The 24,605-nt window shown below is 71.0% G+C and carries 25 protein-coding genes; 9 read left to right on the top strand and 16 right to left on the bottom strand.

The features are described from left to right. Positions 1 to 78: 78 nt before the first annotated feature. From cysS to ACWCPN_RS07570, 5 genes are all read right to left on the bottom strand, one after another. Complete coding sequence (cysS, locus tag ACWCPN_RS07590) at positions 79 to 1,479, bottom strand: cysteine--tRNA ligase (protein WP_451203248.1); 1,401 nt, start codon at positions 1,477 to 1,479, stop codon at positions 79 to 81. A gap of 44 nt (positions 1,480 to 1,523) precedes the next feature. Beyond that, positions 1,524 to 1,928: a PPOX class F420-dependent oxidoreductase gene (locus ACWCPN_RS07585; RefSeq protein ID WP_199211034.1), complete on the bottom strand. Its 405-nt coding sequence runs from the start codon at positions 1,926 to 1,928 to the stop codon at positions 1,524 to 1,526. Positions 1,929 to 1,983: 55 nt separating this feature from the next. Further along, positions 1,984 to 2,478 (bottom strand): 2-C-methyl-D-erythritol 2,4-cyclodiphosphate synthase, encoded by a 495-nt coding sequence (ispF, locus tag ACWCPN_RS07580; RefSeq protein WP_451203245.1) that lies wholly within the window; start codon positions 2,476 to 2,478, stop codon positions 1,984 to 1,986. After that, complete coding sequence (gene ispD, locus ACWCPN_RS07575) at positions 2,468 to 3,220, bottom strand: 2-C-methyl-D-erythritol 4-phosphate cytidylyltransferase (protein ID WP_451203243.1); 753 nt, start codon at positions 3,218 to 3,220, stop codon at positions 2,468 to 2,470. Before ispD ends, ispF begins: the two co-directional genes overlap by 11 nt. A gap of 303 nt (positions 3,221 to 3,523) precedes the next feature. Beyond that, entirely contained in the window at positions 3,524 to 4,006 is a 483-nt protein-coding gene (locus ACWCPN_RS07570) for a CarD family transcriptional regulator (protein WP_003953493.1), read from the bottom strand. 637 nt (positions 4,007 to 4,643) lie between these two features. Here ACWCPN_RS07570 and ACWCPN_RS07565 point away from each other — a divergent pair. Beyond that, positions 4,644 to 5,333: a DUF461 domain-containing protein gene (locus ACWCPN_RS07565; RefSeq protein WP_451203241.1), complete on the top strand. Its 690-nt coding sequence runs from the start codon at positions 4,644 to 4,646 to the stop codon at positions 5,331 to 5,333. A 143-nt stretch (positions 5,334 to 5,476) separates the two neighbouring features. Here ACWCPN_RS07565 and ACWCPN_RS07560 read toward each other — a convergent pair whose 3' ends face one another. Together ACWCPN_RS07560 and ACWCPN_RS07555 are read right to left on the bottom strand one after the other, a co-directional pair. Then, entirely contained in the window at positions 5,477 to 6,157 is a 681-nt protein-coding gene (locus ACWCPN_RS07560) for a response regulator transcription factor (RefSeq protein ID WP_010358452.1), read from the bottom strand. After that, on the bottom strand, positions 6,154 to 7,407 hold the full coding sequence (locus tag ACWCPN_RS07555) for a sensor histidine kinase (protein WP_392295278.1): 1,254 nt from the start codon (positions 7,405 to 7,407) through the stop codon (positions 6,154 to 6,156). The genes ACWCPN_RS07560 and ACWCPN_RS07555 overlap by 4 nt, the downstream gene beginning before the upstream one ends. Before the next feature lie 235 nt (positions 7,408 to 7,642). Between ACWCPN_RS07555 and phoU the strand changes: the two genes are divergently transcribed. Continuing rightward, positions 7,643 to 8,332, top strand: a complete 690-nt coding sequence (gene phoU / locus ACWCPN_RS07550) for a phosphate signaling complex protein PhoU (protein WP_199211038.1) — start codon at positions 7,643 to 7,645, stop codon at positions 8,330 to 8,332. A gap of 398 nt (positions 8,333 to 8,730) precedes the next feature. Here phoU and ACWCPN_RS07545 read toward each other — a convergent pair whose 3' ends face one another. From ACWCPN_RS07545 to ACWCPN_RS07535, 3 genes are all read right to left on the bottom strand, one after another. Continuing rightward, positions 8,731 to 9,930 carry a GAF and ANTAR domain-containing protein gene (locus ACWCPN_RS07545; protein ID WP_451203237.1) on the bottom strand — a complete coding sequence of 400 codons (1,200 nt, stop codon included), beginning with the start codon at positions 9,928 to 9,930 and terminating at the stop codon, positions 8,731 to 8,733. Between the two features lie 175 nt (positions 9,931 to 10,105). Further along, positions 10,106 to 10,933 carry a GAF and ANTAR domain-containing protein gene (locus tag ACWCPN_RS07540; protein ID WP_451203234.1) on the bottom strand — a complete coding sequence of 276 codons (828 nt, stop codon included), beginning with the start codon at positions 10,931 to 10,933 and terminating at the stop codon, positions 10,106 to 10,108. A 171-nt stretch (positions 10,934 to 11,104) separates the two neighbouring features. Next, entirely contained in the window at positions 11,105 to 11,566 is a 462-nt protein-coding gene (locus ACWCPN_RS07535) for a hypothetical protein (protein ID WP_365127466.1), read from the bottom strand. Positions 11,567 to 11,854: 288 nt separating this feature from the next. On the opposite strand from ACWCPN_RS07535, the gene ACWCPN_RS07530 reads away from it, so the two are divergent. Then, positions 11,855 to 13,318: a membrane-associated oxidoreductase gene (locus ACWCPN_RS07530; protein ID WP_451203231.1), complete on the top strand. Its 1,464-nt coding sequence runs from the start codon at positions 11,855 to 11,857 to the stop codon at positions 13,316 to 13,318. Between the two features lie 47 nt (positions 13,319 to 13,365). On the opposite strand, the gene ACWCPN_RS07525 is transcribed toward ACWCPN_RS07530, so the two are convergent. Continuing rightward, positions 13,366 to 13,542 carry a hypothetical protein gene (locus ACWCPN_RS07525; protein WP_451203228.1) on the bottom strand — a complete coding sequence of 59 codons (177 nt, stop codon included), beginning with the start codon at positions 13,540 to 13,542 and terminating at the stop codon, positions 13,366 to 13,368. A 74-nt stretch (positions 13,543 to 13,616) separates the two neighbouring features. Continuing rightward, positions 13,617 to 13,838 carry a hypothetical protein gene (locus tag ACWCPN_RS07520; protein WP_199211041.1) on the bottom strand — a complete coding sequence of 74 codons (222 nt, stop codon included), beginning with the start codon at positions 13,836 to 13,838 and terminating at the stop codon, positions 13,617 to 13,619. A 510-nt stretch (positions 13,839 to 14,348) separates the two neighbouring features. Between ACWCPN_RS07520 and ACWCPN_RS07515 the strand changes: the two genes are divergently transcribed. The 4 genes from ACWCPN_RS07515 to ACWCPN_RS07500 all read left to right on the top strand — a co-directional run bounded on the left by ACWCPN_RS07515 (position 14,349) and on the right by ACWCPN_RS07500 (position 18,621). Next, complete coding sequence (locus ACWCPN_RS07515; RefSeq protein ID WP_451203225.1) at positions 14,349 to 15,608, top strand: nucleotide sugar dehydrogenase; 1,260 nt, start codon at positions 14,349 to 14,351, stop codon at positions 15,606 to 15,608. 103 nt (positions 15,609 to 15,711) lie between these two features. Beyond that, positions 15,712 to 15,927 (top strand): hypothetical protein, encoded by a 216-nt coding sequence (locus ACWCPN_RS07510; protein WP_451203222.1) that lies wholly within the window; start codon positions 15,712 to 15,714, stop codon positions 15,925 to 15,927. A gap of 65 nt (positions 15,928 to 15,992) precedes the next feature. Further along, positions 15,993 to 17,426, top strand: coding sequence for a glycosyltransferase family 2 protein (locus ACWCPN_RS07505; protein WP_451203220.1), 1,434 nt, complete (start codon positions 15,993 to 15,995; stop codon positions 17,424 to 17,426). An 853-nt stretch (positions 17,427 to 18,279) separates the two neighbouring features. Further along, a complete protein-coding gene (locus ACWCPN_RS07500; protein ID WP_451203217.1) occupies positions 18,280 to 18,621 on the top strand; it encodes a hypothetical protein in 342 nt (113 codons plus the stop codon). Between the two features lie 875 nt (positions 18,622 to 19,496). Here the strand turns inward: ACWCPN_RS07500 and ACWCPN_RS07495 are convergent. After that, a complete protein-coding gene (locus ACWCPN_RS07495) occupies positions 19,497 to 20,258 on the bottom strand; it encodes a phosphoglyceromutase (protein ID WP_199211045.1) in 762 nt (253 codons plus the stop codon). Positions 20,259 to 20,502: 244 nt separating this feature from the next. On the opposite strand from ACWCPN_RS07495, the gene ACWCPN_RS07490 reads away from it, so the two are divergent. Then, positions 20,503 to 21,780, top strand: a complete 1,278-nt coding sequence (locus ACWCPN_RS07490) for an MDR family MFS transporter (protein ID WP_365127479.1) — start codon at positions 20,503 to 20,505, stop codon at positions 21,778 to 21,780. Between the two features lie 107 nt (positions 21,781 to 21,887). On the opposite strand, the gene ACWCPN_RS07485 is transcribed toward ACWCPN_RS07490, so the two are convergent. Both ACWCPN_RS07485 and ACWCPN_RS07480 read right to left on the bottom strand, forming a co-directional pair. Beyond that, the gene (locus ACWCPN_RS07485) at positions 21,888 to 22,118 is read right to left on the bottom strand and encodes a hypothetical protein (RefSeq protein ID WP_451203213.1); all 231 of its coding nucleotides are present in this window, start codon (positions 22,116 to 22,118) and stop codon (positions 21,888 to 21,890) included. Between the two features lie 360 nt (positions 22,119 to 22,478). Next, positions 22,479 to 22,928 carry a DUF2000 family protein gene (locus tag ACWCPN_RS07480; protein ID WP_451203211.1) on the bottom strand — a complete coding sequence of 150 codons (450 nt, stop codon included), beginning with the start codon at positions 22,926 to 22,928 and terminating at the stop codon, positions 22,479 to 22,481. A gap of 49 nt (positions 22,929 to 22,977) precedes the next feature. Between ACWCPN_RS07480 and ACWCPN_RS07475 the strand changes: the two genes are divergently transcribed. Next, on the top strand, positions 22,978 to 23,781 hold the full coding sequence (locus tag ACWCPN_RS07475) for an AraC family transcriptional regulator (protein WP_199211048.1): 804 nt from the start codon (positions 22,978 to 22,980) through the stop codon (positions 23,779 to 23,781). 12 nt (positions 23,782 to 23,793) lie between these two features. On the opposite strand, the gene ACWCPN_RS07470 is transcribed toward ACWCPN_RS07475, so the two are convergent. Beyond that, positions 23,794 to 24,597, bottom strand: a complete 804-nt coding sequence (locus ACWCPN_RS07470; protein WP_451203208.1) for a hypothetical protein — start codon at positions 24,595 to 24,597, stop codon at positions 23,794 to 23,796. Positions 24,598 to 24,605: the final 8 nt, after the last annotated feature.

Raw genomic sequence — 24,605 nt, 5'->3', positions numbered from 1 at the left:
CGGAAGTGTTCGTACGTCTATGCAGTGTGCCGCCCGGAGGGCCGGACGGCACAATCGATCACCGGATCGCCCGCGGGTTCAGCGCGGGCCGAGGCTCCAGCGCGGGCCCTGCGGGCCGTCCTCGATGGCCAGTCCGGCCTGGCCCAGCTGGTCGCGGATGGCGTCGGCGGTGGCCCAGTCCTTGCGGGCGCGGGCGGACTCGCGCTGTTCGAGGACGAGGCGCACGAGGCTGTCGACGACACCGTGCAGGTCCTCGCCCCGGTCTCCCTCGCCGGCCCACTGCGGGTCGAGCGGGTCGAGACCGAGGACGCCGAGCATGGCCCGCACCTCGGCGAGCCGGGCGACGGCGGCCTCCTTGTCGTCGGCGGCCAGCGCGCTGTTGCCCTGCCGGACGGTGGTGTGCACCACGGCGAGGGCCTGCGGGACGCCCAGGTCGTCGTCCATGGCGTCGGCGAACGCGGGCGGGACCTCGGCGGCGGGCTCGACCACTCCCCCGGCCAGTTCCACCACGCGCTGCACGAAGCCCTCGATGCGCGCGAACGCCGACTCGGCCTCGCGCAGCGCCTCCTCGCTGTACTCGATCATCGACCGGTAGTGCGGGGTGCCGAGGTAGTAGCGCAGGACGACGGGGCGCCACTGCCTGACCATCTCGGAGACCAGGACGCTGTTGCCGAGGGACTTGGACATCTTGTCGCCGGCCATGGTGACCCAGGCGTTGTGCACCCAGTACCGGGCGAACTCGTCGCCGTAGGCCTTGGCCTGGGCGATCTCGTTCTCGTGGTGCGGGAAGATCAGGTCGAGGCCGCCGCCGTGGATGTCGAAGGCGCTGCCCAGGTACTTGTGGGCCATGGCGGAGCACTCCAGGTGCCAGCCGGGCCGGCCGATGCCCCACGGGGTGGGCCAGGTGGGCTCGCCCGGCTTGGCCGCCTTCCACATGGCGAAGTCGCGCGGGTCCCGCTTGCCGGTCTCGCCCTCGCCGGCCGGCTGGAGCAGGTTGTCCAGCTCCTGCCGGGACAGCTCCAGGTAACCCGGGAAGGACCGCACGTCGAAGTAGACGTTGCCGTCGGCGGCGTAGGCGTGCCCGCGCTCGATGAGGCCCTGCATCATCTCGACCATCTCGGTGACGTGGCCGGTGGCGCGGGGCTCGTAGGTGGGCGGCAGGCAGCCGAGGGCGGTGTAGCCGTCGTTGAAGGCGCGCTCGTTCTCGTAGCCGATCGACCACCAGGGCCGGTTCTGCTCCTTGGCCTTGGCGATGATCTTGTCGTCGATGTCGGTGACGTTGCGGACGAACGTCACCTCGTAGCCGCGGTACTCGAACCAGCGGCGCATGATGTCGAAGTTCAGGCCCGAGCGGATGTGCCCGATGTGCGGGGCCGCCTGCACGGTGGCGCCACAGAGGTAGATCGAGACACAACCCGGCACGAGCGGGGTGAAGTCACGGATCTGCCGGGCGCTGGTGTCGTACAGGCGAATAGTCACCTCTCCAGGGTAGTGGGCCCGGAGAGGTGCCTCGTGCCGGTTGGCTAGAACATGCCCACGACCTTCTCGGGGGTGATCCGGACGACCACCCGATCGGCGTCGTCGACGGACGCCGGGTTGAACTCGGCGTACCTCTTGCCGGTGTATTTCACCGACAGCTCGTCGATGAGGTCGTCGGCGCCGTCGGTGGTGAACTCCGCGGTGCCCCGGATCTCCCCGTAGACGTACGGCATCTCGGGGTCCTGGACGACCACGCTCACCCGGGCGTCGCGGTCCATGTTCTTCTTCTTGCGGCGGTCGACGGTGGTGGAGAACAGGATCTGGTCGCCGTCCCGCTTCACCCACACCGGGGACAGTTGCGGGCTGCCGTCGGGCTGGATCGTGCCGACCACGATGAAGACGGGTCCGTCGAGCAGGGACTTGAGCCGGTCGGACAGGGCGGCGGGCATGGGTACCTCCACAACCTCGAGTCTGCGGTGACTCTGCAGGTACCCTCGCACGCCCTCAGCGCACCCGCACCACGAGTGCGGTGGCGACCGCCATGAGGCCTTCGTCGCGTCCGGGGAAGCCGAGGCCGTCCGTCGTCGCGCCGGACACCGACACCGGCGCCCCGGCCGCCTCGGAGAGGATCTTCTGCGCCTCGTCCCGCCGCTTGCCGATCTTCGGGCGGGGCCCGACGACCTGGACGGCGACGTTGCCGACGGTGAACCCGGCCTCGCGGACGATCCGGGCGGCCTCGGTGAGCAGGGTGACGCCGGAGGCGCCGGACCACTCGGGACGGCCGGTGCCGAAGTGCTGACCGAGGTCGCCGAGACCGGCCGCGGAGAAGAGCGCGTTGCAGGCGGCGTGGGCCACGACGTCGGCGTCGGAGTGCCCGGCCAGGCCCGGCCCCTCGCCCTCCCACTTCAGTCCGGCGCACCACAGCTCGCGGCCGTCCTCGAAGGCGTGGATGTCGGTGCCGATGCCGACCTGGGGCAGCACGGGGACGTCAGAAGCCATCGTTGAGCCTCCTGCGGGCCAGGACCGCCTCGGCGAGGACGAGGTCGAGCGGGCGGGTGACCTTGAAGGCCTCCTCGTGGCCGGGGACGGCGACGACCCGCGGGCCGAGCCGCTCGACCATGCTCGCGTCGTCCGTGACGTCCTCGGTCACCGTCTCGTGGGCGCGGACCAGGGTCTCGCGGTCGAAGCCCTGCGGGGTCTGCACGGCGCGCAGCCGGGACCGGTCGGGTGTGGCCACGACCGGCTCGGGGTCGCCGGGAACGGCGGCGGGCTCGACCTCCTTGACGGTGTCGGCCAGCGGCAGCGCGGGTACGACCGCGGACGCTCCGTCGCGCACGGCCTCGATGACCGCGTCCACGGTGTCGACCGGCACCAGCGGGCGGGCCGCGTCATGGACGAGGACGACGCCGTACTCGGGCGGCAGGGCGTCGAGGCCGAGCCGGACCGACTCCTGGCGGCTGTCCCCGCCGGGCACCACGAGGAAGTCGGTGCGGTCGGGCAGGGCGTGCGCGTCGAGCAGCGACTTGACCTCGGCGGCGCCGTCGGGCGGCGCGACGACGATCACCAGGGAGACGTGGCGGGACGCGGCGAGGGCGCGCACCGCGTGGATCAGCATGGGCGTGCCGTTCAGCGTGCGGAGCGCCTTGGGGGCGCCCGGGCCGAGGCGTACGCCGCGGCCGGCGGCGGGAATCACGGCGGCGACGGGGATCTGCGCGGGTGAGGGGCGCGAATCGTCAGACATCGGTTCCTGTCAGGTTTGTGTGCTCGACCTAGGTGGGTATGGCCTGGAGAGTGCCGGGCACGACCGCTCGACCGGACCCTTCCGTGACCCTGGTCGAGCCATCTGCCCGGGCCCGGCACACCAAGTATCGGGGGCTCTCCCCCGAGATGAACGGCAGACGCCCGCGGCGGCCCGGCTCGACGGCCGGTACGTCCGGGGACGAACATGCCGCAGCGCCCGGCGACAGGTTCAAGTGTCATCGGGCACCGCGGCATTTTCACTGCGCTGAGCGTGCCGACGGCGGCGGGAGCCGCCTGTCGTGCGTCAGGAGGCGAGCACCTCGTCGAGCAGGGCCTCGGCCTTGTCCTCGTTGGTGTTCTCCGCGAGGGCGAGCTCGCTCACCAGGATCTGGCGGGCCTTGGCGAGCATGCGCTTCTCGCCGGCGGAGAGTCCGCGCTCTCGCTCGCGACGCCACAGGTCACGCACGACCTCCGCGACCTTGATGACATCGCCGGAGGCGAGCTTCTCCAGGTTTGCCTTGTAGCGACGGGACCAGTTCGTGGGCTCCTCTGCGTACGGCGCGCGCAGTACCTCGAAGACCCGGTCCAGCCCGTCCTGACCGACCACATCACGCACGCCGACGAACTCCGCATTGTCCGCTGGCACACGTACCGTGAGGTCACCCTGGGCGACCTTCAGCACCAAGTAGGTCTTGTCCACGCCTTTGATCTGACGAGTTTCGATGGCCTCGATCAGCGCGGCCCCGTGATGGGGATAGACCACGGTGTCGCCAACCTTGAACGTCATGTGACAGGTACCCCTTCCGTGGCTATCCAGGGTAACACGGATACGGCGTGTTCTGAATGGCGTTTTCGCAGGTCAGGGCATATCTCGGGGCTTGACAACAGCAACACGAACGTGCTGCGAGGGGGCCGGCCGAGCCGGGGGGCGGCGGGAATTCGCAGGTCGGAGGGGCTCTCCGGGCAAGGCGAAACACGTACGCCACACACGCTCCGAGCCGCCTCCGAAACGTTGAACGTCCCGATATGTCCGCTCCCAAGCGTACGACTTCCGCTACTCCGTTCGGCGGCGGAGGTCGGGTCCGAGACGAATCCGGAATTGATCACAAGGCCCCGGAAGGGCGCCGGGTGATCAATATCCGGGGTGGTCGCACATTCCTTCACGGAAATTTCGCGCAGCGTGTTGCCGGGATGCGGACCGCGCTGTCGCGGGCGCGTTATACGAATGCGGCCGGCCGCTCCGGCAATGTGACCGGTGAGTCAGCCGAGGCCCCCGAGGTACCCCCAGCCGGAGGGAAGCGGGGCGCTTGGGGGAGGGTCGGGTGCGATCACGCGGGAACGGCTCGGTAACCTGAGGCCGCTGACAGCCACTTAGGGCGGCTTTATACGGGAGCCGCCCCTGCGTTCAAGGAGATGCCGCCGCCGTGAGCAGCAGCCTTCGACGCGGCGCCCTCGGCGCCGCCGCCATCGCCTTCTCGGTCGCCTCGCTCGCCGCGTGCGGCTCCGGCAACGACGCCCAGACCCTGCAGATCAAGCCGGACAACGCGGCGACCAGCGTCGGAAGCATCAAGGTCCAGAACGCCACGGTCATCACGCAGCCCGACCTGACGTCGACCGGGCCGGCCGTCGTGTCCGCCACCATCTTCAACACCGGCAAGACCGCGCAGACGCTGCAGTCGATCGCCGTTCCGGGCACCGGCAAGACCGCCACGCTGCACCCCGCCAAGGGCCAGAGCCTCACCATCCCGCCGCAGGGCTCGCTGATCCTCGGCGGCAAGGACAACGCCTCCGCGGTGCTGGAGAGCAGCCGCGAGGCGGTCCGCGACGGCAACGCCCAGAAGGTCACCTTCACCTTCGACAAGACCGGTGACGTGAGCCTGCGCGCCTTCGTGGTGCCGGCCACCAGCTTCTTCAGCGGCTGGGGTCCGAGCACGGTCCCGTCCGCCTCGGCCTCCGCGGCCCCGGGCGCGAACGCCTCCGACAAGGGCAAGGGCAAGAACGACAAGGCGAGCGCCTCGGAGGGCACGACCGTCTCGGGCGGTGACGCCTCCGGCGGCGACGCCACCGGCGCCACCCCGAGCGACTCCGCGTCGCAGTCGGCCGCCGGCAACTGAGCCGCGCCCGGACACGCGAAGGGCGGCACCCCGCACGGGGTGCCGCCCTTCGTCGTAGACGCTCGCCGCGGGCCTGCGGCTCGAACTCGCAGCCCAGCCCCCGCACCGTCACCAGACAGCGCGGCGCGCCCGGGCCGGGCCGATCACGGCTCGAACTTGTAGCCCAGCCCCCGCACCGTCACCAGATAGCGCGGCGCGCCCGGGTCGGGCTCGATCTTCGCGCGCAGGCGCTTGACGTGGACGTCCAGGGTCTTGGTGTCCCCCACGTAGTCGGCGCCCCAGACCCGGTCGATGAGCTGCATGCGGGTCAGCACGCGGCCCGCGTTGCGCAGCAGCATCTCCAGCAGGTCGAACTCCTTCAGCGGGAGGTCGACCTTGGAGCCGGAGACCGTCACCACGTGCCGGTCGACGTCCATGCGGACCGGGCCCGCCTCCAGAGCGGCCGGGGTGACCTCCTCCGGCTCGCCGCGGCGGCGCAGCACCGCGCGGATCCGGGCGACCAGTTCACGGGAGGAGAAGGGCTTGGTGACGTAGTCGTCGGCTCCTATCTCGAGGCCCACGACCTTGTCGATCTCGCTGTCCTTCGCGGTCACCATGATCACGGGGACGTTGGAGCGGCCGCGCAGCTGACGGCACACCTCCGTACCGGGCAGACCCGGCAGCATCAGGTCGAGGAGAACGAGGTCGGCGCCGTTGCGCTCGAACTCGTCGAGTCCGTCGGGGCCGGTCGCCGCCACGGCGACCTCGAAGCCCTCCTTGCGGAGCATGTACGACAGGGCGTCGGAGAAGGACTCCTCGTCCTCGACGACGAGCACTCGGGTCACGGAAGGACCTCCGGGGCGGGAAGCGGTTCGTAAGGAGATGAGTCGGGGGCACCGCCGGTCTCGTCATCGAGGTCGGGGTGCTGCTGTGCGCGGTCGCGGGCCGCGCCCGCCTCCGGCAGCCTGAGGGTGAACGTGGAGCCCTGGTTCTCGGCGCTCCACACCGTGACCTCCCCGCCGTGCGAGGCGACCACGTGCTTGACGATCGCGAGACCCAGGCCGGTGCCGCCGGTGGCCCGGGAGCGGGCCGGGTCGACGCGGTAGAAGCGCTCGAAGATGCGCTCCTTGTCCCGGTCGGAGATGCCGATGCCCTGGTCGGTGACGGCCAGCTCGATCAGGTCGCCGCCCGGGGCGCTGATCCTGCGGGCGGCGATGCCGACGCGGGTGCGGGCCGGGGAGTAGTTCACGGCGTTCTCGACCAGGTTGCCGAGGGCGGCGGCGAGCTGGCCGCGGTTGCCCCAGACGTGCAGGTCCGCGGTGCCTCCGGCGGCCATGGTGATCTGCTTGGCGCCCGCCTGGTGGCGGCAGCGGTCGACGGCCTCGGCGACCAGCTCGTCCACCCGGACCGGCTCGGCGTCCTCCAGGGGGTCGTCGTTCTGGACCCGCGACAGGTCGATGAGCTCCTGGACCAGGTTGGTCAGCCGGGTCGCCTCGATCTGCATGCGGCCGGCGAAGCGCTGGACGGCCTCGGGGTCGTCGGAGGCGTCCATGACGGCCTCGGAGAGCAGGGAGAGCGCGCCGACGGGCGTCTTCAGCTCATGGCTCACGTTGGCCACGAAGTCGCGCCGCACGGCCTCGATCCTGCGGGCCTCGGTCAGGTCCTCGACCAGCAGCAGGACCAGCCGGGAGCCGAGCGGGGCCACACGCGCGGAGACGGCGAGCGCCTCGCCGCGTCCGGTGCCGCGCCGCGGCAGGTCCAGCTCGACCTGGCGTATCTCGCCGTCGCGTCTGGTGTCCCGCGCCATCTGCAGCATCGGCTCGACCGAGAGCTTGCCGCCGCGGACCAGCCCGAGGGCGTAGGCGGCGGAGCTGGCCTTGACGACGGCGTCGGCCTCGTCGAGGACGACGGCCGAGGAGCGGAGCACGGACAGCACGGTGTCCACGCCGGGCGGGAGTACGGCATCGGTGTGCAAGGAAGTCCTGGTGGGTCGCTTCTGGTCGCGTTCGCTCCAGCGGAACGCCAGCATGGCGATGACACCGGTGAGCACCCCGGCGATCGCTGCCGCTGCGGCGACCGCCGCGTTCACGTCCATGCCACCAGGTTAGGCATGGCGTGCCACCTGACCACAGCCGTCGAGGTGCGACCTCGAACACTCGTCGCCCAGAGTTCACCTTGGAGCCAGGACTGATTCATTTGGGGTGGCGGAAACGGACGCGTACGGGGCAGAACGTGGGAGCGTGGGGTTCATACCGCCGGTCACGCCACGGGGCGCCTGGTGTCACGGCCCCCGGAACCCCGAAGGAAGAACGTACGAGAGGGAATCTCTGATGCGGGACGCGTACCACGAGGAACTTGACTCGATCGGCGACAGCCTGGTGGAGATGGCCCGGCTGGTCGGGTCGGCGATCGGGCGCGCCACGACCGCCATCCTCGACACCGATCTGAAGCTGGCCGAGAACGTGATCGAGGCCGACAAGAAGGTCGACGAGCTCCAGCACGACCTGGAGGCACGGGCGATAGCCCTGCTCGCCCGCCAGCAGCCGGTGGCGACCGACCTGCGGATCGTCGTCACCTCGCTGCGCATGTCGGCCGACCTGGAGCGCTCCGGCGACCTCGCCCAGCACGTGGCGAAGCTGGCCCGGCTGCGCTTTCCCGAGCGCGCGGTCCCGCACGACCTGCACGCCACGATCCTGGAGATGGGCCAGCTCGCCCAGCGTCTGATGGCGAAGGCGGCCGAGGTGCTCGTCACCAAGGACGTCGACCTCGCGATGCAGCTCGAGCAGGACGACGACGAGATGGACCTGCTGCACCGCACCCTCTTCCAGCACCTGATCGACGACCGCTGGCAGCACGGCATCGAGACCGCCGTCGACGTCACCCTGCTGGGCCGCTACTACGAGCGGTACGCCGACCACGCGGTGGCCGTCGCCAAGCGCGTCGTCTACCTGGTGACCGGCGAGCACGCGGACGATCTGCAGCAGGACATCCAGCCGGTGACCAAGGTCGAAGGGGCGTAGGGCCTCCCGACGGGAGCGGACGGTTCCCCCGGGCCGGCTCGTGCCCGGCTCGCGGGGGGGGCCGGGCGGGGACGCCGGACGCCTCGATGCGCCGTTGATGCGCCCGGCGGAACGGGCATGGAATGGGCGAAGGCACTTTGCCGAGCCTCTGAGGAGGGGACCCATGGCCGAATCCCCCGGCACCACGCCCGACCCCACGCAAGCGCGTGAGTCGGACCAGCCCACCGAGAGCAGGCACCTCCCGCTCGTCGCCGCGTGCGGCTGCGGGTCCGGCTGCGGCTGCGGGTGCCAGTCGGGCGCTCCCTGCCAGTGCGGCTGACCCGGAACTAACCCCGAGGGCCGGTGCGAACCCGTTTCGCACCGGCCCTCCGGCCTTCCCGGTCCCCGCGCGCCGGCGTTCAGGACTCCTGTGCGCTGCCGTGCAGGTCCTCCAGCGCGTCCAGCACCGTGGTCGTCCGGTGCCAGTCCAGCCACGCCCCCGCCTCCCGGGCGACCCTGTCCAGGGCGGCGAACTGAGCGCCGGTGAAGTCGTGGCCCGGCCGGGCGTGGTGGGTGGAGAACACGCCCAGCGCGCGTCCGGCGGGGCCGGGGATGGGCGTGCACTGCACCGAGCGGCTGTGCGCGGCGAGCGCCACGGCGCGTGAGGGCTCGTCGAAGTCCGGGGCGCGGGCCACGTCGTCCACCACGACCCGTTCGCTCTTGCGGACCGCGTGACCGCACGGGGTGCCGGTGCCGTCGACCACCGCGAAGAAGTGCGCGAACTCGGCGGGGAAGCCGCGGTGGGACTCCAGCCACAGCGTGTTGTCACTGGGGTCCAGGAGCTGCACGTCGCCCATGTGGGTGCGGGCGATGGCGCAGCCGGTGTCGCGCAACGCGTCCAGGAACACCGACAGCGGCAGCGCCCGGCCGTCGGGCGGGGGCAGGAAGCCGACGGCGGGCTCGGCGGGGTGCCCGCGGCCGGGGAACCAGGGCTCGCCGGGCCGCGGCGCCTCGGTCCGCGCCAGGACGCCGGCGAGCCGGACCGCCGGCATCCCGTGCCGCCGGGCCACCGTGCGCAGCAGTGCGCCGGCCACGTCGGGGCCGGCAAGGCCGTACCGCTCCGTGAGCAGGCCCTGCGCGCGGGCGACCAGGGCGTGCGCGAGCAGGCGGTGCCGCATACCCACCGCGTCGGTGCGCACGAACGACGGCCCGGGCGGCGGCTCCGGTGCCGCCGCGGCCGCCGACATCACCGCGGCGAGCGCTTCGGCCACCGTCGCGAACAGCTCGGGCCCGGTACGGCCGTCCCGTTCCCGGGCCGCCCCGGTCCGGGCGAGCACGGCGGCGGCCTGGGCGGTGCAGCCGGTCACGCGCAGCGGGCGGCCTTCGGCGGCCGACTCCTCGGCGAACCGGTGCAGGGCCTCGGCGCCCGCCGGCTCCAGCCGGTACAGGCCGGTCAGGTCGACGACGAGCTGGGCGGGTCCCGGCGCGGCGAGGGCGGCGGCGACAGCGGCACCGGTCGTGGCGTCGGCGACGCCGTGCACGGCGAGCACCGTCAGCCTGCCGGTGGCCAGTCCGGGGACCGCCACGTCGGCCACGGTCTCGCAGGAGAAGTGCTGCACGGCCGCTCCCTGTGCTGGGGGGCACGGGACCTGCGGGCCTCGCTGCCGGGCGCTTCCCGGCTCTCTCAGCGTAGTCGCGTGCGGACGGGACGGCAGATCAGCACGACGGGGCCGATGTCGTCGGCGAAGGAGTCGGCCGGCCCGACGAGCGCCCGGGCGAGCCGCCGTTCCCGGCTCATGACCGGTCCCCGTGCCTTCCCTGCTCGTCGCCGCGGCCGTCCGGCTCCGGATCGAAGCGGAGCCTGCGGGTCACGACGCTCCGGGCCACCTGGCTGACCGTGAGGCCTTCGGCGAAGGCGCGGGCGCGCATCCGGTCCAGGGCCTGCTCGGGGTCCACGTCGGACTGCACCATCACCATGCCGACCGCCTGGTAGACCTCGGTGTGGCCGGCTTCCGAGGCCTCCACCCACGACGCCGGCCCGTCCGACGCCTCGTCATCGGGGTCGTCGTAGGCGGGCTGCACGCTCATCAGGGCGTACGTGACCGCGTCGCGCACCCACAGCGCGGTCCGCAGGTCGGGTTCGGACAGCCCGCCCGCCTGGTCGCGGTACAGATCGAGGGTGCCGACGGCCGCGCCGCTCACCCCCAGGGGCAGCGAGAACACCGCGAGCACACCCAGCCCGGCCGCCTCGTGCGCGAAGACCGGCCAGCGCCGGGCGTCCCGGCCTCCGGTCAGGTCGGCGGCGATCACCGGCGCGCCCTGCTCCAGGGCGGTGTGGCAGGGCCCGTCGCCCAGGGTGTACTGCAGTTCGGCGAGCCGCGCCGAGACGCGGTCGCTGGCGCACCAGGTCACCTGGACGCCGCGTCCGCCGGATATCGACACGGAGGCGCCGGTCACCGGCAGCAGGCGTACGCACGCCGCGCACAGCGCCTGCGGCGTCCGCTGCGGGTCGTTCCGCACCTCGCGGGCGGCGGCGGCCGGCGCTTCGTCGACATGCGGCCGTCCTCGCGCCTCGGGCGGCGTCCCACCACCGTCCGGCTGCTCGGGCTGCTCGGGCGGCATGGTCGTCACCCCCGTCGGGCCAAGCGGTCAGCGGACATGATCCCTCGGTATCGCGTCCCCGGGTCGCTGCCCGGGGTGCTACGGGGGCCGAGTTCCCCGCCTGGCGGAAGTAGCACGGGAAACCGGGACCGACCGCGGGACGGAGCGGCCAGGACGACGGGTCACCGGGGATCAGCGGTCCGCGGACGCCGCCACGACCCCGTAGGTGACCAGGCCGTAGACGAGGTGCGGGATCACGTCCGAGGCCCAGTCCGTCGCGGACCACGTCCGGGGATCGCTCACCCCGAGGCCGGCGATCGGCGCGTCGGCCGCCGCCATCGCGAGGGCCCCGGTGAGCGGCGCGCCCAGCCACACCGGTACGCGCAGGCCCGATCGGTGAGCCAGCGCCACGGCCGCACCGGCCGCGACACCCACGGCGATGCCCGACAGGGCCCCAAGCCCGGTCAGCCGGTTCTCCCGCCCCTCCGACTCCGGAAGCGGATGCCCCAGGCCCGAGCTGACCCTGTCCACCACGGTCTCTGGGGTCCCGCTGGAGGGCCGCCCGCGCAGCGCCATGTCCGCGTACGTCACGGCGTTCAGCGCGGTGGTACCGGCAGCCCCCGCGACACACCCCCACACGATGCTTCGGAACATGCCGCTACTGGTTTCCGGAACCAGCCCGGCCCAATCGCCGCCGGCCCCACGGTCACCGAAGCGGGTCAAGCGTCAGGCGGCCGCACGGCGCAAGGGCGCCCCCACGCGCGGGGCGCCCGAGGCGGCCTGCCCGCCCGGGAGGCCACCCGCACCTCGCCCCCGGCGCCGACAGGGCCTCCGGCGGCCTGTGCCGGGATCACGGAGCCAAGACGGCCTGGACGGAGCCGAGTTGCCGCGGCAGCCGTCACGGGTTGACAGTGCCGGGGCGTGCCGACAGAGTCCCGGCTGATGGAGACGAACGATCTCTCGCCGGTCGAGCTGAGGGTGTGGCAGGCCTTCCCCAGAGGGGAGGCGGTGGACCTCCGTACCACCGAGGACGAGGACACGGCGCAGGGGGCGGACTGGGGGCCCGACCGCACCGTCCGCGCGTCCGTACTGCGGGCCCTGCTCCTCGACGGACCGCTTGAGGACGGGGAGATACCCGCCCTCAGACTGGGCGGCGCGCGCGTCACCGGCGTCCTGGACCTGTCGCACGGCACGATCGGGCATCCGATACGGCTGAGCGACTGCTCCTTCGAGGACGTGCCCCTGCTGTACGCGTCCAGGCTCCGCCACCTCGACCTCAGCGGCTCCGTGCTGCCCGGCCTCGCCGCCGCCACCATGCAGGTGGACGGCATCCTGCACCTCACGGGCTGCCGGTTCCTCGGTCAGGTCCGGCTCGGCGGGACGCACATCGCCGGGACGGTGTTCCTGGACCGGGCCGAGATCACGGCGCCGGACACCGCGCAGCGCGCGCTCCTGCTCAGCCACGCGACCATCGGCGACGATCTGTGGGCCCCCGGACTCCGCACGCACGGGGCCGTGGACCTCAACAGCACCTCGATCGCCGGCTCGGCCAGCCTCGACGAGGCACGGCTGAGTCACCCCGGCAGCTTCGCCCTGGACGCCCAGACCCTCCTGGTCGACGGCGACCTCCACATGCGGCACACCCGCGTGCAGGGCTGGATCGGCCTGCGGGGCGCCCGCATCAGCGGCCGGCTCGACCTGTCGTACGCGTCCCTGTCGAATCCCGGGGACGCGGCGCTGCGCGCCGGCAGTTGCACCATCGGGGAACTCTGGCTGCGCAGGAGCGCGCCCATGGAGGGCACGCTCAATCTGCGCCGGGCCCAGATCGAGGTCCTGTTCCTGGAACCGGAGGCGGCCCCGGAGCGGGTGCTCCTCAACGGCCTCGTCTACACCGACCTCACCCCGCACGAGCCCGCCGAACGCCGCCTGCCCATGCTGGAACGCGACGAGGACGGCTACGTCCCCCACGCCTACGAGCAGTTGACCGCCGCTTACCGGCGTGTCGGCGACGACCACGCCGCCCGGCTCGTCCAACTCGCCAAGCAGCGCCGCCTGCGCGGCACCCGGGCCTGGTACGGACGCCTGTGGGGCTACGCCCAGGACGCGACGGTCGGCTACGGGTTCCGCCCCCTGCGCGCCTGCGCCTGGCTGCTGTCGCTGCTGGCCGTCGGCTCGATCGCGTACGCCCTGCACCACCCCCGCGCCCTCAAGGCGTCCGAGGCCCCGCACTTCAACCCGGTCTTCTACACCCTCGACCTGCTGCTGCCCGTGATCTCCTTCGGGCAGGAGGAGGCCTTCGCACCGGACGGCTGGTACCAGGCGCTGTCCTACGCGCTCGTCATCACCGGCTGGATCCTGGCCACGACCGTCATCACCGGCGTGACCAGAAACGTCAGCCGTCAGTGAGCCGGCTCGCGGCCGGCCGGCGTGTCCACCGGCCGGTGTCCGTCGAGCTAGGCCGCCTTGCGCCGCCCCGCGCGGGCGGCCGGGGCCGGCTCCTCCGCGTCGTCGTACGGAAGGAATTCCTCGTCCCCGAAGTCGGGGGCCTGGAAGGGGTTGGTCGCCGGAGGCGGCGATGCCACCGTGGAGCGGCTGGGTTGGCCTTCCAGGGCGGAGAACAGCGACGTCATGTCGATCAGAGGACTTTCTCTAGGTGCAGGTCCCTGAGCGGGACCTGGTTGTGCCGTGACCGGGCACAGCGGTCCTACAGCTTGGTCATCTTGGCGTACGGGCTCAGGATCCGCCTCTGCGCCGAGCCGAAGTCCACGAGTACCGCGACTCCGTCCTCGATGCCGACCACGCGGCCGAGGCCGTACATGTCGTGCGTGACCTGGTCGCCCACGGCGAAGTACTTGGGGGCCGGTGCGACCGGCGCCTTGAAGGGGCTCGTGGGCAGATGGCGCTTCGGCGCAGCGGGCTTTGTCATGGCTCAGTATGCGCCTTCTTCGGACCCGTTTACTGTGGCCGTCGGCACAGATCAACACAGCCACGCCCACTCCACGGCGCTGACCTGCGCTTTCGAGGCCGGCGAAGTAAAAACCGGACCACGGCTCCGCTTCTCCGAGCAGGGCTGACGCACCCGGCGGACGCCTGGTGCGCCGTCCAGGTCTCCGCTGGTGTTCCTTCCCGGCTCCGCCGGTGTGCCGTCCCGGCCTCCATCGGTGTGCCGACCCGACTGCGCCGAACACCCTCCGGAAGCGGGCGGATGCCTTCGGTAACGAAAGAGCCACGCATGTGGGGAAGTTGTGTCAGATGAAACCATCGTGTGGTTATTGTTCTATCGAGACATCAGCGGACTAATCGCACAGATGTCTGCAAACGAGGCATGAGCTGCCGGCGGACCGAGGGGGGCCTCGTACCGCCGGTACCGGGCAGGGGGCCCGGCAGCCTCGGCGGTCGGTGGGGAGCCGGCCGGAAGCTCAGGGGGTAGGGAACGGTGCAACACTTAGTCGTAGCCGGACAGGGCTACGTCGGGCTTCCACTTGCCGTGGAGGCCGTGAGGGCGGGACACGTCGTCGTGGGATACGACGTCGACGAGCGGAAGATCGCCAGCCTCGAACGCGGAACCTCGTACATAGCGGACATCGACTCCGAAACACTCTCGGAGATCGCCCGAACGGGTCGCTACACCCCTTCCTCCCACTGCCGGGAGATGAAGGGGTTCGACGTCGCGATCATCACGGTTCCGACTCCGCTCCGGGACGGCGACCCGGACCTGTCCCACATCGAGAGCGTCGCCGAGACAGTCGGCCGCTTCCTCGAGAGGGGGCGCCGCCAGACAGTGGTCCTGGAGTCGACCACATACCCCGGGACCACCAGGGACGTACTCGTCCCCATCCTGGAGCGCGTCTCGAAGCTCACCGCGGGCGTCGACTTCCACGTCGGCTTCAGCCCCGAGCGGATCGACCCGGGCAACGGGACCTGGTCCTTCCGGAACACTCCGAAGATCGTCTCGGGACTACGGGACGAATGCCTGCGCAGGGTCGCCGAGTTCTACGGCTCGGTGTGCGACGACGTCGTAACCGCCCGGGGGCTGGAGGAAGCCGAGTTGGCGAAGGTCATGGAGAACACCTTCCGCCATGTCAACATCGCACTCGTCAATGAACTCGCGGCCTTCGCCGACGAACTCGACATCGACGTGTGGCACACGCTGGACCTCGCCGCCACCAAGCCGTTCGGCTACATGAAGTTCACGCCGGGACCCGGCGTCGGCGGCCACTGCCTGCCGATCGATCCCGCCTATCTCGCGTGGCACGTCAAGAAGCAGGTCGGCCGGCCGTTCCGGTTCGTGGAGACCGCGAACGAGATCAACCGGGCCCAGCCCCGGTACGTGGTGGAGCGACTCACCCGGCTGCTGAACAGCCGGCGGATGCCGGTGAACGGCGCGAAGGTCCTGATGTACGGCTACGCCTACAAGAAGGACAGCTCGGACCACCGCGAGTCTCCGGCGATCGAGATCCACGCGCTGCTCAAGGCGCTCGGGGCCACGGTCGACGTGGTCGACTCCTTCGTGGCGGGCCAGGGGATCGAGGACGTCCAGGGCGCCGTCGGGCCCGATCGGATCTCGCAGTACGACGTCGCCCTGATCGTCACCGATCACAGCGACATCGACTACGAGAAGGTCGTCCGGGACTCGAAGCTGGTCCTGGACACGCGGAACGTCGGTTGCGTGGCCGACCACGTAGAGCTGCTCTGAGCGGACAGCCAGAAGCACGGGGCAGGGCCGCCTTCCGGGGCCGGACCCGTCTCGTACCAGCGCACGCAAACCATCTCACCATCACCTTTTCGGGGGCTTTCGTATGTCTGGACGCGCGCAGCTTGCGCAAACCGGTCTTCCCGTAGTCGTCCTGGGCGGCATCACCATTCCGTTCGGCCTGTATCTGGCGCTCGCGCTCACCACCGCCGCTCTCGGCGTCCTGCTCTTCCTGAAGTTCGGCTGGCGCCGCCACCTCACGGCCGGCCAGCTGGCTCCCGCCAAGGGCACCGGCGCCGAGCGCCGTCGGCACGGTAAGTGAGCAGGACACGTCGTCCGCCGGTGCTGAGCGCCCATCAGCACCGGTCGGCAACCGTCCTGATGGGCATGATCGTTCTTCTTCTGCTGGCCGGCTGGGCCACGCACCACACCCTGGTGGTTCTCGCCACCGACCCGGCGACGCGCAGTCGCGCCACCTTCCTGTTCTCCGGGCTGTTCCTGATCTTCGTCATCCAGACGCTGCTCTACCACCTGGAACGGGCCCCGAGAATGACGCCGCGCATCGCTCGGCGTCTCGACGGACTGCACGCGGCGGTGCTCGTGCCCGCGTACAACGAGGACCCCGGATACCTCAAACTCGGGCTCCAGGCGTTCCTCGCCCAGACCCGTCTTCCGGACTCCGTCCACATCGTCGACGACGGCTCCACGAGCACGGACTACGCCGCGGTGCGGACCTGGTGGGAACGTGCCGCCGCGGAGAAGGGCGTGGCGACCACGTGGCAGCGCGTTCCCAACGGGGGAAAGCGCAGCGCCCAGGCCCACGGGGTGCGCGTGAGTCCCGACGCGGACATCTACGTCACGTGCGACTCCGACAGCTGCTTCGCTCCCACCGCCCTCGAGAACCTCCTCACCCCGTTCTCGCGGGCCCGGGTGCAGTCCGTCGCCGGCATCGTGGTCGCCACGAACAACCGGGTGAACTGGTTCGTACGGATCATGGACCTGTGGTTCACCGTCTGCCAGCTCGTCGACCGCTCGGGGCAGTCGGCCGTCGGCGCCGTCATGGTCAACTCGGGAGCCATCGCGGCGTACCGGGCGGGCGTCATCCGGGACAACCTCGACGGCTATCTGAACGAGACGTTCATGGGGCGCGGCGTCGGTTTCTCGGACGACTCCATGCTCACCCTCTTCGCGCAGGAACGCGGCCTGACGGTGCAGCAGCCTCGCGCGATCTGCTTCACGGCCATGCCGGAGAAGTGGTCGCACTTCAACCGCATGTACCTGCGGTGGATGCGGGGCTCGACCATCCGCTCGGTCTGGCGCATGCGCTACCTGTCGGCCCGGCGCCCCGCGTTCTGGCTGCACATCGTGCGCTGGGTGCAGATGATCCTCACCCAGACCATCACGGCGTGGCTGCTGATCGCGGAGCCGGTCGTCACCCGCGAGCCGCCGCCCGTCACGATGCTCGTCATCCCCGTCCTCATCGGCTGGGCACAGGGACTGAGGTACCTGAGCATCATCCGCTCCGACGAACGGATCCGCTCGCGCATCCTCACCTGGCTGGCCATGCCCGTCGCCATCGCCATCGCGTGGACGGTACTGCGCTGGCACCGCTGGTACGGGGCGCTGACCTGCCTGAAGACCGGCTGGGGCACCCGCCAGAACGGAGCCGAGGTCTCCCTGGAAACAGAGGTCTCCCTGGAAACAGAGGTCTCCCTGGAAACAAGTGACACCTCGACGCCGGCAGTCCAGAAGCTCTACGACCCGCTCGACGATTCGACACTGGAGATCAGGCAGTACCGGTCGATGTCCTCCGCTCCCTGACGCCGCGGAGCCGGAGTACGGCGATGCCCCCGAGCGGCGCGGTCTGCGCGGCTCGGGGGCGTGATCGCGAGGGCTACTTCTTCTTGACCTCGGTGTTGCCGGGGATCTTGGGGAGCTGGGTTATTGCTGGTCAGGAGGAGTGGGTTCGTGTGCCTAGTGGTCGTCGTTTGTCGTCCTTGGGCACTGTCGAGCGACCTCGGCGGCCCAGAGACGGCTCGACTTCGGTCCACTCTGCTGACGGCCGACACTTCGATATGACCCGTCTACACCTCAGCCGACGACAGTCGGCCACGATGGCGGGCGCGCCGACCGACCACACACGTGTATGCCTCACTGCACCCCCACCGCCTCAGCCAGGCTGCCGCTGCCCCCGGCCACAGCAAGCCAGGACGGCCAGCCCGTGACGACGCTTCCTGAGCCCTCAGCTCGGGAAGCTGCGAGCGTTGGCGGGCTGTTGGGCTGCTGACCTGACTGAAGCCTCGTCGGGCCCACTGGCCTCTACGGTGATCCCCCGCTGTCCGCGCTTGATCCGGTGCGCCGCTGGTGCAGGCCGCACGGCGTCGAGATTGCGCTCGGGGATGCGTTGTCAGTGGGCATGGCTGAGGTCTCAGACGCGCGGCCGGCTTCCGAGGTGTCCAGCTCTGTAGATCAGTTGCATCCCCGGTTCTGTCTGGGGGCGGCCCGGGTACGACCCGGGACCTAACCAACGGCCGGGCTTCGTCGATGGCCAAGGAGAAACCTGCCAGCGCCGGCGGCGCACCGAGCAGCGCGCTGCGAAAGCATGGGGTGGGGCCGGGTGCTGTGGTTGCTGCATCCGGCTGCTGTAAAGCGGGATCCGGGTGGGAGTACGGGTGTGGAGCGGGAACGACTCGAACGACTGCTGGTCGGTAGCGATGAGGCGTCTGTAGCCGCTCGTGTTGCGCTCCGCTGCAACGGCTCCTACGTGGTCTGGGACGGGGCTACGTCCGCCGGGTCGCTCGCCCTTGTCTATGGACGCCGGCTGCGGCTCACGCGTCGTCGGGGCATCGAGACCACGAACTTGGAACGCGCCGTGGAGTTGCTCGCTCGGCACCAGCACCCGGTTCGCGTGGGGCAGATCAGGACTGCCGATGGCTCGTGGACGTTCATGCTGTTCCTTACCGATGACGGCAGCAGCCTGATCGCGTGCACTGGCGTGCGGCGGACGCAGGTCTGAGCCCTGGCCGACGACAGTCAGCCACGATGACGGGTGCGTCAACCGATCAGGCGCGTGTGTAGCGTTGCCGACGTCCCGCTTCCTGGCCCCGTGGCCGACGCGCTTCGGGAGCAGATGAGGCGGTTCCCGCCGGTCGAGATCACCTTGCCGTGGAAGGTGGCTGGCGGCGCCAGGAGCGGACCCGCAAAGCCGTGGCTTCGGTCCTCGATCACCAGTAATGCATGCGCCGTGGGCACAGGCCGGTATTGCTGCAGCCGCACGGGCATTGCGGTGGAGAGCTTCGCTGACAAAGCAAGCGAGCAAAGTTCGCGGACAACGCTCACAAAGTTGATTCGTGATTTCACGCGTGAGAGATTGGAGCGTAGAAAGACTGCGGACCTGGATCCGGTTGCCTCCGGACCCAGGCCCTGATGCAGTCAACGAGCCCGGTCGCCTACGAGCAGACCGGGCTCGCTGCATGTACAGCTCCCGGTCGCGACCGTCCTCGCGCGTGACTCGCTCATCGAGCGAGCTGCATCACGCTGATAGCGGTGGTCACCAGCAGGCTGACTCCCGCAAGCCAAACCTGCCACTTTTCAGCGGCGGTCCACCTACGAGGCCTGTCCTTCTCAAGGCTCACCTCTACCGCCTCCCTTCTCCTCCAGCCGGCCCGCTTCTCGGGCCGGGGCCTTGGAACTCACGTGCGTCTAGACGGAGTTCAGGGAAGGTTCAGATGAGGCGCGACCAGCATACCGGGCACATCGCTTTTCACCGAGGCACACGGGAACGCTTGACAGCGGCCCCGGATCCCGTTCACGGCCCAGCGACGGCCCCAGTACAGAAACAAGCCCCCTGCTCGCGGCCAAATCGCAGGCAGGGGGCTTATTCGTGGGCGCTTACTTCTTCTTGCCCTGGTTCTTGACCGCCTCGATGGCCGCTGCCGCGGCCTCCGGGTCGAGGTACTTGCCGCCCGGGGTGACCGGGCGGAAGTCGGCGTCGAGTTCGTAGTACAGGGGGATGCCCGTCGGGATGTTGAGGCCCGCGATGTCGGCGTCCGAGATGCCGTCCAGGTGCTTGACCAGGGCGCGAAGGGAGTTGCCGTGGGCGGCGACGAGGACCGTGCGGCCGGTCAGGAGGTCGGGGACGATGTCGTCGTACCAGTACGGGAGCATCCGGGACACGACGTCCTTCAGGCACTCCGTGCGCGGGCGCAGCTCCGGCGGGATGGTGGCGTAGCGGGCGTCGTGCGCCTGGGAGAACTCGGAGTCGTCCGGGAGCGGGGGCGGCGGGGTGTCGTAGGAGCGGCGCCAGAGCATGAACTGCTCCTCGCCGAACTCGGCCAGCGTGGCCGCCTTGTCCTTGCCCTGCAGGGCGCCGTAGTGGCGCTCGTTCAGGCGCCAGCTGCGGTGGACCGGGATCCAGTGGCGGTCCGCGGCCTCGAGGGCCAGCTGGGCCGTGCGGATCGCGCGCTTCTGGAGCGACGTGTGGACCACGTCGGGGAGGAGGTCGGCGTCCTTCAGGAGCTCGCCACCGCGGACTGCCTCCTTCTCGCCCTTCTCGTTCAGGTTGACGTCCACCCAGCCGGTGAACAGGTTCTTCGCGTTCCACTCGCTCTCGCCGTGGCGGAGGAGGATCAGCTTGTACGGTGCGTCGGCCATGCCTCAGAGCGTAATCCACGTGTTCGGGCCGTTGCCCGCCCTGCTCGGTGGGCGGACGGGGCGCCCGTCCGCCCACCGAGCAGGGCGGGCGTCCGGTCGGGTGTCGGGTGCGGATGGCGTGCGGCCCTCCGTGCGGCCCCCACGCGGCTCTGGTTAATCGAGTGGCCCTCGACGGCCCCGTACATGTAACTTGCGCTTACCGCATGAGCCGCTTACATCTCCGTACCCGTGGGGGGTCCCGTCCATGTCTGCCGCGTCCGTCGCGTCCGTCGCCCGTCTCAGACGTGCCGCCCGGGAGACCGTCTCCGGACTGCCCCGCGAGTTCTGGTGGCTGTGGACGAGCACCCTGGTCAACCGGCTCGGGGCGTTCGTCGCCACGTTCATGGCGCTGTACCTCACGATCGACCGGGGCTACTCCGCCTCGTACGCCGGGCTCGTCGCCTCGCTGCACGGGCTCGGCGGGGTCGTCTCCTCGCTCGGGGGCGGGGTGATGGCCGACCGGCTCGGCAGGCGGCCCACCCTGCTGATCGCCCAGACGGCCACCGCCGTGTCCGTCGCGGTGCTCGGGTTCATGCAGGACCCGGTCACCATCGCCGGCGTCGCCTTCCTCGTCGGCATGGCCTCCAACGCCTCCCGGCCGGCCGTGCAGGCGATGATGGCCGACATCGTCCGGCCGGAGGACCGGGTGCGGGCGTTCTCGCTCAACTACTGGGCGATCAACCTCGGCTTCGCCGTCTCCTCCATGGCGGCCGGGTTCATCGCCGAGTTCAGCTATCTCGCCGGGTTCCTGATCGAGGCCGGGATGACCCTGGCGTGCGCGGTGGTCGTCTTCCTCAAGCTGCCGGAGTCGCGGCCCGTGGCCACGGCCAAGCGGGCGGAGGGTGACGTCGGTTTGGGCACGGTGCTGCGCGACGGGCGGTACATGGCCGTCGTCGGACTGTCCTTCCTCGTCGCCCTGGTCTTCCAGCAGGGGTCCGTCGGACTGCCGGTGGCCATGGGCCGGGCCGGGTTCACGGCCGCGGACTACGGTTTCGCCGTCGCCGTCAACGGCGTCCTCATCGTCGCGCTGCAGATCCCCGTCACCCGCTTCATCGAGCACCGCGACCCGCGCACACTGCTCGTGGCCTCCTCCCTGCTCGCCGGGTACGGCTTCGGGCTCACCGCCTTCGCCGGCTCGGTCGGCGTCTTCGCGCTCACCGTGTGCGTGTGGACGCTCGCCGAGATCGTCAACGCCCCGACCCAGACCGGTCTGGTGGTACGGCTGTCCCCGGCGCACGGGCGCGGGCGCTACCAGGGGATGTACACGCTGTCCTGGTCCGTGGCCGCGCTGGTGGCGCCGCTCATGTCCGGCGCGGTCATCGACCGCTTCGGCGCCGCGTGGCTGTGGGCCATGTGCGCCGGCGTGGGGACCGTGGCCGGGATCGGGTACGGGGTGCTCATGCGGCGGCCGGCCGCCGAGCGCCGGGCGCCGGAGTCCGCCCCGGCGGACGCGGACACGGAGAGCGAGCTGAGCGCGGCCTGAGCACCGACGCGACGGCGGCCGGGACAAAGGGGTGAGCCCCCTGCACGCGGTGCTCCGCGGGCAGGGGGCTCGTCGCCTTGCGCGCCGGGGGGGCGGCGCGGGGGCGATCAGAGGGAGGCGTAGACGCCGACCCGGTTGAACTGGGCGGCGGCACCCTGGAGCTGGCCGACGGCGCCCTGGACCGTGTCCGTGACGGTGCCGAGCTGGGCCAGCAGGTCCGTGCTGTCGAGGGCGGCGGGACCGGCGACGATGCCGGCCTGCGGGCTCAGGCCGCCGGAGACGTCGTCCAGCTCGGCGTCGGAGATCTCGGCGGTCTGGACCTGGGGAGCGGAGGTCATGTCGAAACTGCCCTTCGTTGGAGGTTCCACAAGGGGGGAGCGGCACCGCTGGGGACAGACGGCCGGCCGCGACCGCGGGCGTTGGGCATCCGTTTCCGGACGACCTGGCTTGAACCCGGCGGCGCGAAGGATCAAATCACGGAGCGTGTCCGGCAGCCAGTCGACCGGCCTGCGCCACACGGCAGTTGGGGCGACCGGCTCCTCATCCGTGCCCACCTGCCCATCGGTTGCGGGCAGCTTCTCCACAAGCGGTCCGGGACGGAGGGGGTCGCAGCCCTTGCCAGGGCGGACCCGAACCGGACAACTCCGCACCAACCGCGTTCACGTACGCGGGCTTGCGCATGCGCTGTGGAGATTCGGTCACCGATGCATCCGGGCACCCTTCAGCACCTTGTCGACCCCGTTGCGCGGGCCGTACACGGCGAGCCCGACGAGGTCCAGGCCGGCGGTGCCCACGGCCCGCACCGCCGCGCGGTTGTCGCGGTCGTTGCCGGTGGCGAACAGGTCGGAGGTGAACACCGACCGGGGCAGGGCGCGGGACAGGGCCCGGGCGTGGGCCGCCGTGAGCGTCTCCTTGGTGCCCTCGAAGACCAGCACCGGCTGGCGGAACATCGGCAGGTAGGACACTGCGTCCGCGTCCTCGTACGGCTCGCCGATCACCTCGGGGACCTCACTGCCCAGGCCGCTGACCAGGAACGCCGTCACGTTCAGGCGTTGCCAGGGCGCCAGGTCCTCGCGGAGCAGTACCGCGATCTTGGTGTCGAAGCGGACGGGGGCGGCGGCCGGCTCGGCGTGCGGTTCGGTGTTCATGGAGTGAGACTGCCGACCGACGCGCGCCGCGGTCTTGTACGTTTTTTGCGTGGCCGCCGACCAGTCCGACGTCTCCGCCTGGCGCCCGCGCGTCCCGGGTGTGGTGGAGGTCTTCCACGCCCACTTCACCGAGTACGCGTACCCGATGCACGTCCACGACGCCTGGACGCTGCTGATCGTCGACGACGGCGCCGTACGGTACGACCTCGACCGGCACGAGCACGGCACCCCGCACGACACCGTCTCGCTGCTGCCGCCGCACGTGCCGCACAACGGCTCCCCCGCCACCCCGCACGGATTCCGCAAGCGGGTGCTGTACCTGGACGGCAGCCACCTGGGCGACGATCTGATCGGCCCGGCCGTGGACGGCCCCGATCTGCGGGACCCGGTGCTGCGGCTGCGGGTCGGGCAGTTGCACTCCGCCCTGGCCCGGCCCGGTGACGAGCTGGAGGCGGAGAGCCGGCTGGCGCTGGTCGGCGAGCGGCTGCGGGAGCATCTGCGGCACCGGGACGCCGGGGCCCGCCGCCCCGGCCGCGGTCCCGGTCTCGCCCGCTCGCTGCGCGAGCTGCTCGACGAGCACGTCACCGAGGGGCTGGCGCTCGCCGACGCGGCGCGGCTGCTGCACGCCCACCCGGCGCACCTGGTGCGGGCGTTCAGCGGTGCGTACGGCATCCCGCCGCACCAGTACCTGACCTCGCGCCGGGTCGGCCGGGCCCGGCGGCTGCTGCTGGACGGGCTGCCGCCGGGCGAGGTGGCGGTGGCGACCGGGTTCTGCGACCAGGCCCACCTCACCCGGCACTTCAAGAAGCTGGTGGGCGTGCCACCGGGGCGTTACCGGCTCAGTGCCCGGTGAGGGCGCGCCGGGTCACCTGACGTCGACGTAGTCGCCGGCGGCCGTGGCGCCGCCGGTCGTGGCCGTCTCGCTGTAGGTCCAGCGCCAGTAGCCGTCCGTGGCCGCGGTGACCGTGGTCGACAGGTAGCCCGCGGAGTCGGCCTGCACGATCTTGACGGTGGAGTAGGTGCTGGTGCCCGCCTTGCGGAACTGCAGCTTGGCCGACTTGCCGCCGAAGCCGGTGTAGCTGTGCTTCACCCAGTCCGCGCGGGTGAGCCGCCCGGTCACGGTGAGCTTGCCGCCCTTGGCGACGGGTTCGGGCGAGGCGTTGACGGTGGCCTTCCCGGCGCGCTTGACCTGCACGGAGCTGAAGCCGGTCAGGTACTCCTCGCCCTTGAAGTTCTCGTTCGAGTCCCAGAGGCGCACCCAGACGGCCGTCTTCCAGGTCGTCGCGTCGTTGTTGGAGTCGAGCCGCCAGCGCGGGTCGATGTACAGCTCGCCCTGACAGTCGGCGGCGCGGGTGCCGGCCGCGTCGCAGCCGGTGAAGCCCGTGTAGATGCCGCCGGAGTCGGCTCCCTTGGCGGCCGTCGTGTCGTGGTACAGGTACGGGAACGGGGTCACGTCGTCGGCACTGACGCCGGACGGCAGGGACATGTGGAAGGTGAAGCCGGGCCTCACCTCCGCCGTGGTGCCCACGATGACGGGCTTGCCCTGGTTGATGACCAGGTTCGACACCGAGACGCCGGTGTCCGCCGCCGCCGCGGACGGTGCGGCGTACGCCCCCAGGGCGAGCGCTCCCGCGAGCGCGACCGCGAAGCCGGATCTGCCTGCGCGCATGCACAACC

This window comes from Streptomyces sp. NPDC002386 (assembly GCF_053593175.1).
This window is presented reverse-complemented; position numbering and strand designations above follow the sequence as displayed.

Bases quoted from the DNA above. Each gene is read 5' to 3' on its own strand.
- ACWCPN_RS07585 (WP_199211034.1), bottom strand. From the start codon at position 1,928: ATGCCCGCCGCCCTGTCCGACCGGCTCAAGTCCCTGCTCGACGGACCC.
- ispF (WP_451203245.1), bottom strand. From the start codon at position 2,478: ATGGCTTCTGACGTCCCCGTGCTGCCCCAGGTCGGCATCGGCACCGAC.
- ispD (WP_451203243.1), bottom strand. From the start codon at position 3,220: ATGTCTGACGATTCGCGCCCCTCACCCGCGCAGATCCCCGTCGCCGCC.
- ACWCPN_RS07570 (WP_003953493.1), bottom strand. From the start codon at position 4,006: ATGACGTTCAAGGTTGGCGACACCGTGGTCTATCCCCATCACGGGGCC.
- ACWCPN_RS07555 (WP_392295278.1), bottom strand. From the start codon at position 7,407: ATGGACGTGAACGCGGCGGTCGCCGCAGCGGCAGCGATCGCCGGGGTG.
- phoU (WP_199211038.1), top strand. From the start codon at position 7,643: ATGCGGGACGCGTACCACGAGGAACTTGACTCGATCGGCGACAGCCTG.
- ACWCPN_RS07540 (WP_451203234.1), bottom strand. From the start codon at position 10,933: ATGCCGCCCGAGCAGCCCGAGCAGCCGGACGGTGGTGGGACGCCGCCC.
- ACWCPN_RS07535 (WP_365127466.1), bottom strand. From the start codon at position 11,566: ATGTTCCGAAGCATCGTGTGGGGGTGTGTCGCGGGGGCTGCCGGTACC.
- ACWCPN_RS07530 (WP_451203231.1), top strand. From the start codon at position 11,855: ATGGAGACGAACGATCTCTCGCCGGTCGAGCTGAGGGTGTGGCAGGCC.
- ACWCPN_RS07525 (WP_451203228.1), bottom strand. From the start codon at position 13,542: ATGACGTCGCTGTTCTCCGCCCTGGAAGGCCAACCCAGCCGCTCCACG.
- ACWCPN_RS07520 (WP_199211041.1), bottom strand. From the start codon at position 13,838: ATGACAAAGCCCGCTGCGCCGAAGCGCCATCTGCCCACGAGCCCCTTC.
- ACWCPN_RS07510 (WP_451203222.1), top strand. From the start codon at position 15,712: ATGTCTGGACGCGCGCAGCTTGCGCAAACCGGTCTTCCCGTAGTCGTC.
- ACWCPN_RS07505 (WP_451203220.1), top strand. From the start codon at position 15,993: ATGATCGTTCTTCTTCTGCTGGCCGGCTGGGCCACGCACCACACCCTG.
- ACWCPN_RS07495 (WP_199211045.1), bottom strand. From the start codon at position 20,258: ATGGCCGACGCACCGTACAAGCTGATCCTCCTCCGCCACGGCGAGAGC.
- ACWCPN_RS07490 (WP_365127479.1), top strand. From the start codon at position 20,503: ATGTCTGCCGCGTCCGTCGCGTCCGTCGCCCGTCTCAGACGTGCCGCC.
- ACWCPN_RS07485 (WP_451203213.1), bottom strand. From the start codon at position 22,118: ATGACCTCCGCTCCCCAGGTCCAGACCGCCGAGATCTCCGACGCCGAG.
- ACWCPN_RS07480 (WP_451203211.1), bottom strand. From the start codon at position 22,928: ATGAACACCGAACCGCACGCCGAGCCGGCCGCCGCCCCCGTCCGCTTC.
- ACWCPN_RS07470 (WP_451203208.1), bottom strand. From the start codon at position 24,597: ATGCGCGCAGGCAGATCCGGCTTCGCGGTCGCGCTCGCGGGAGCGCTC.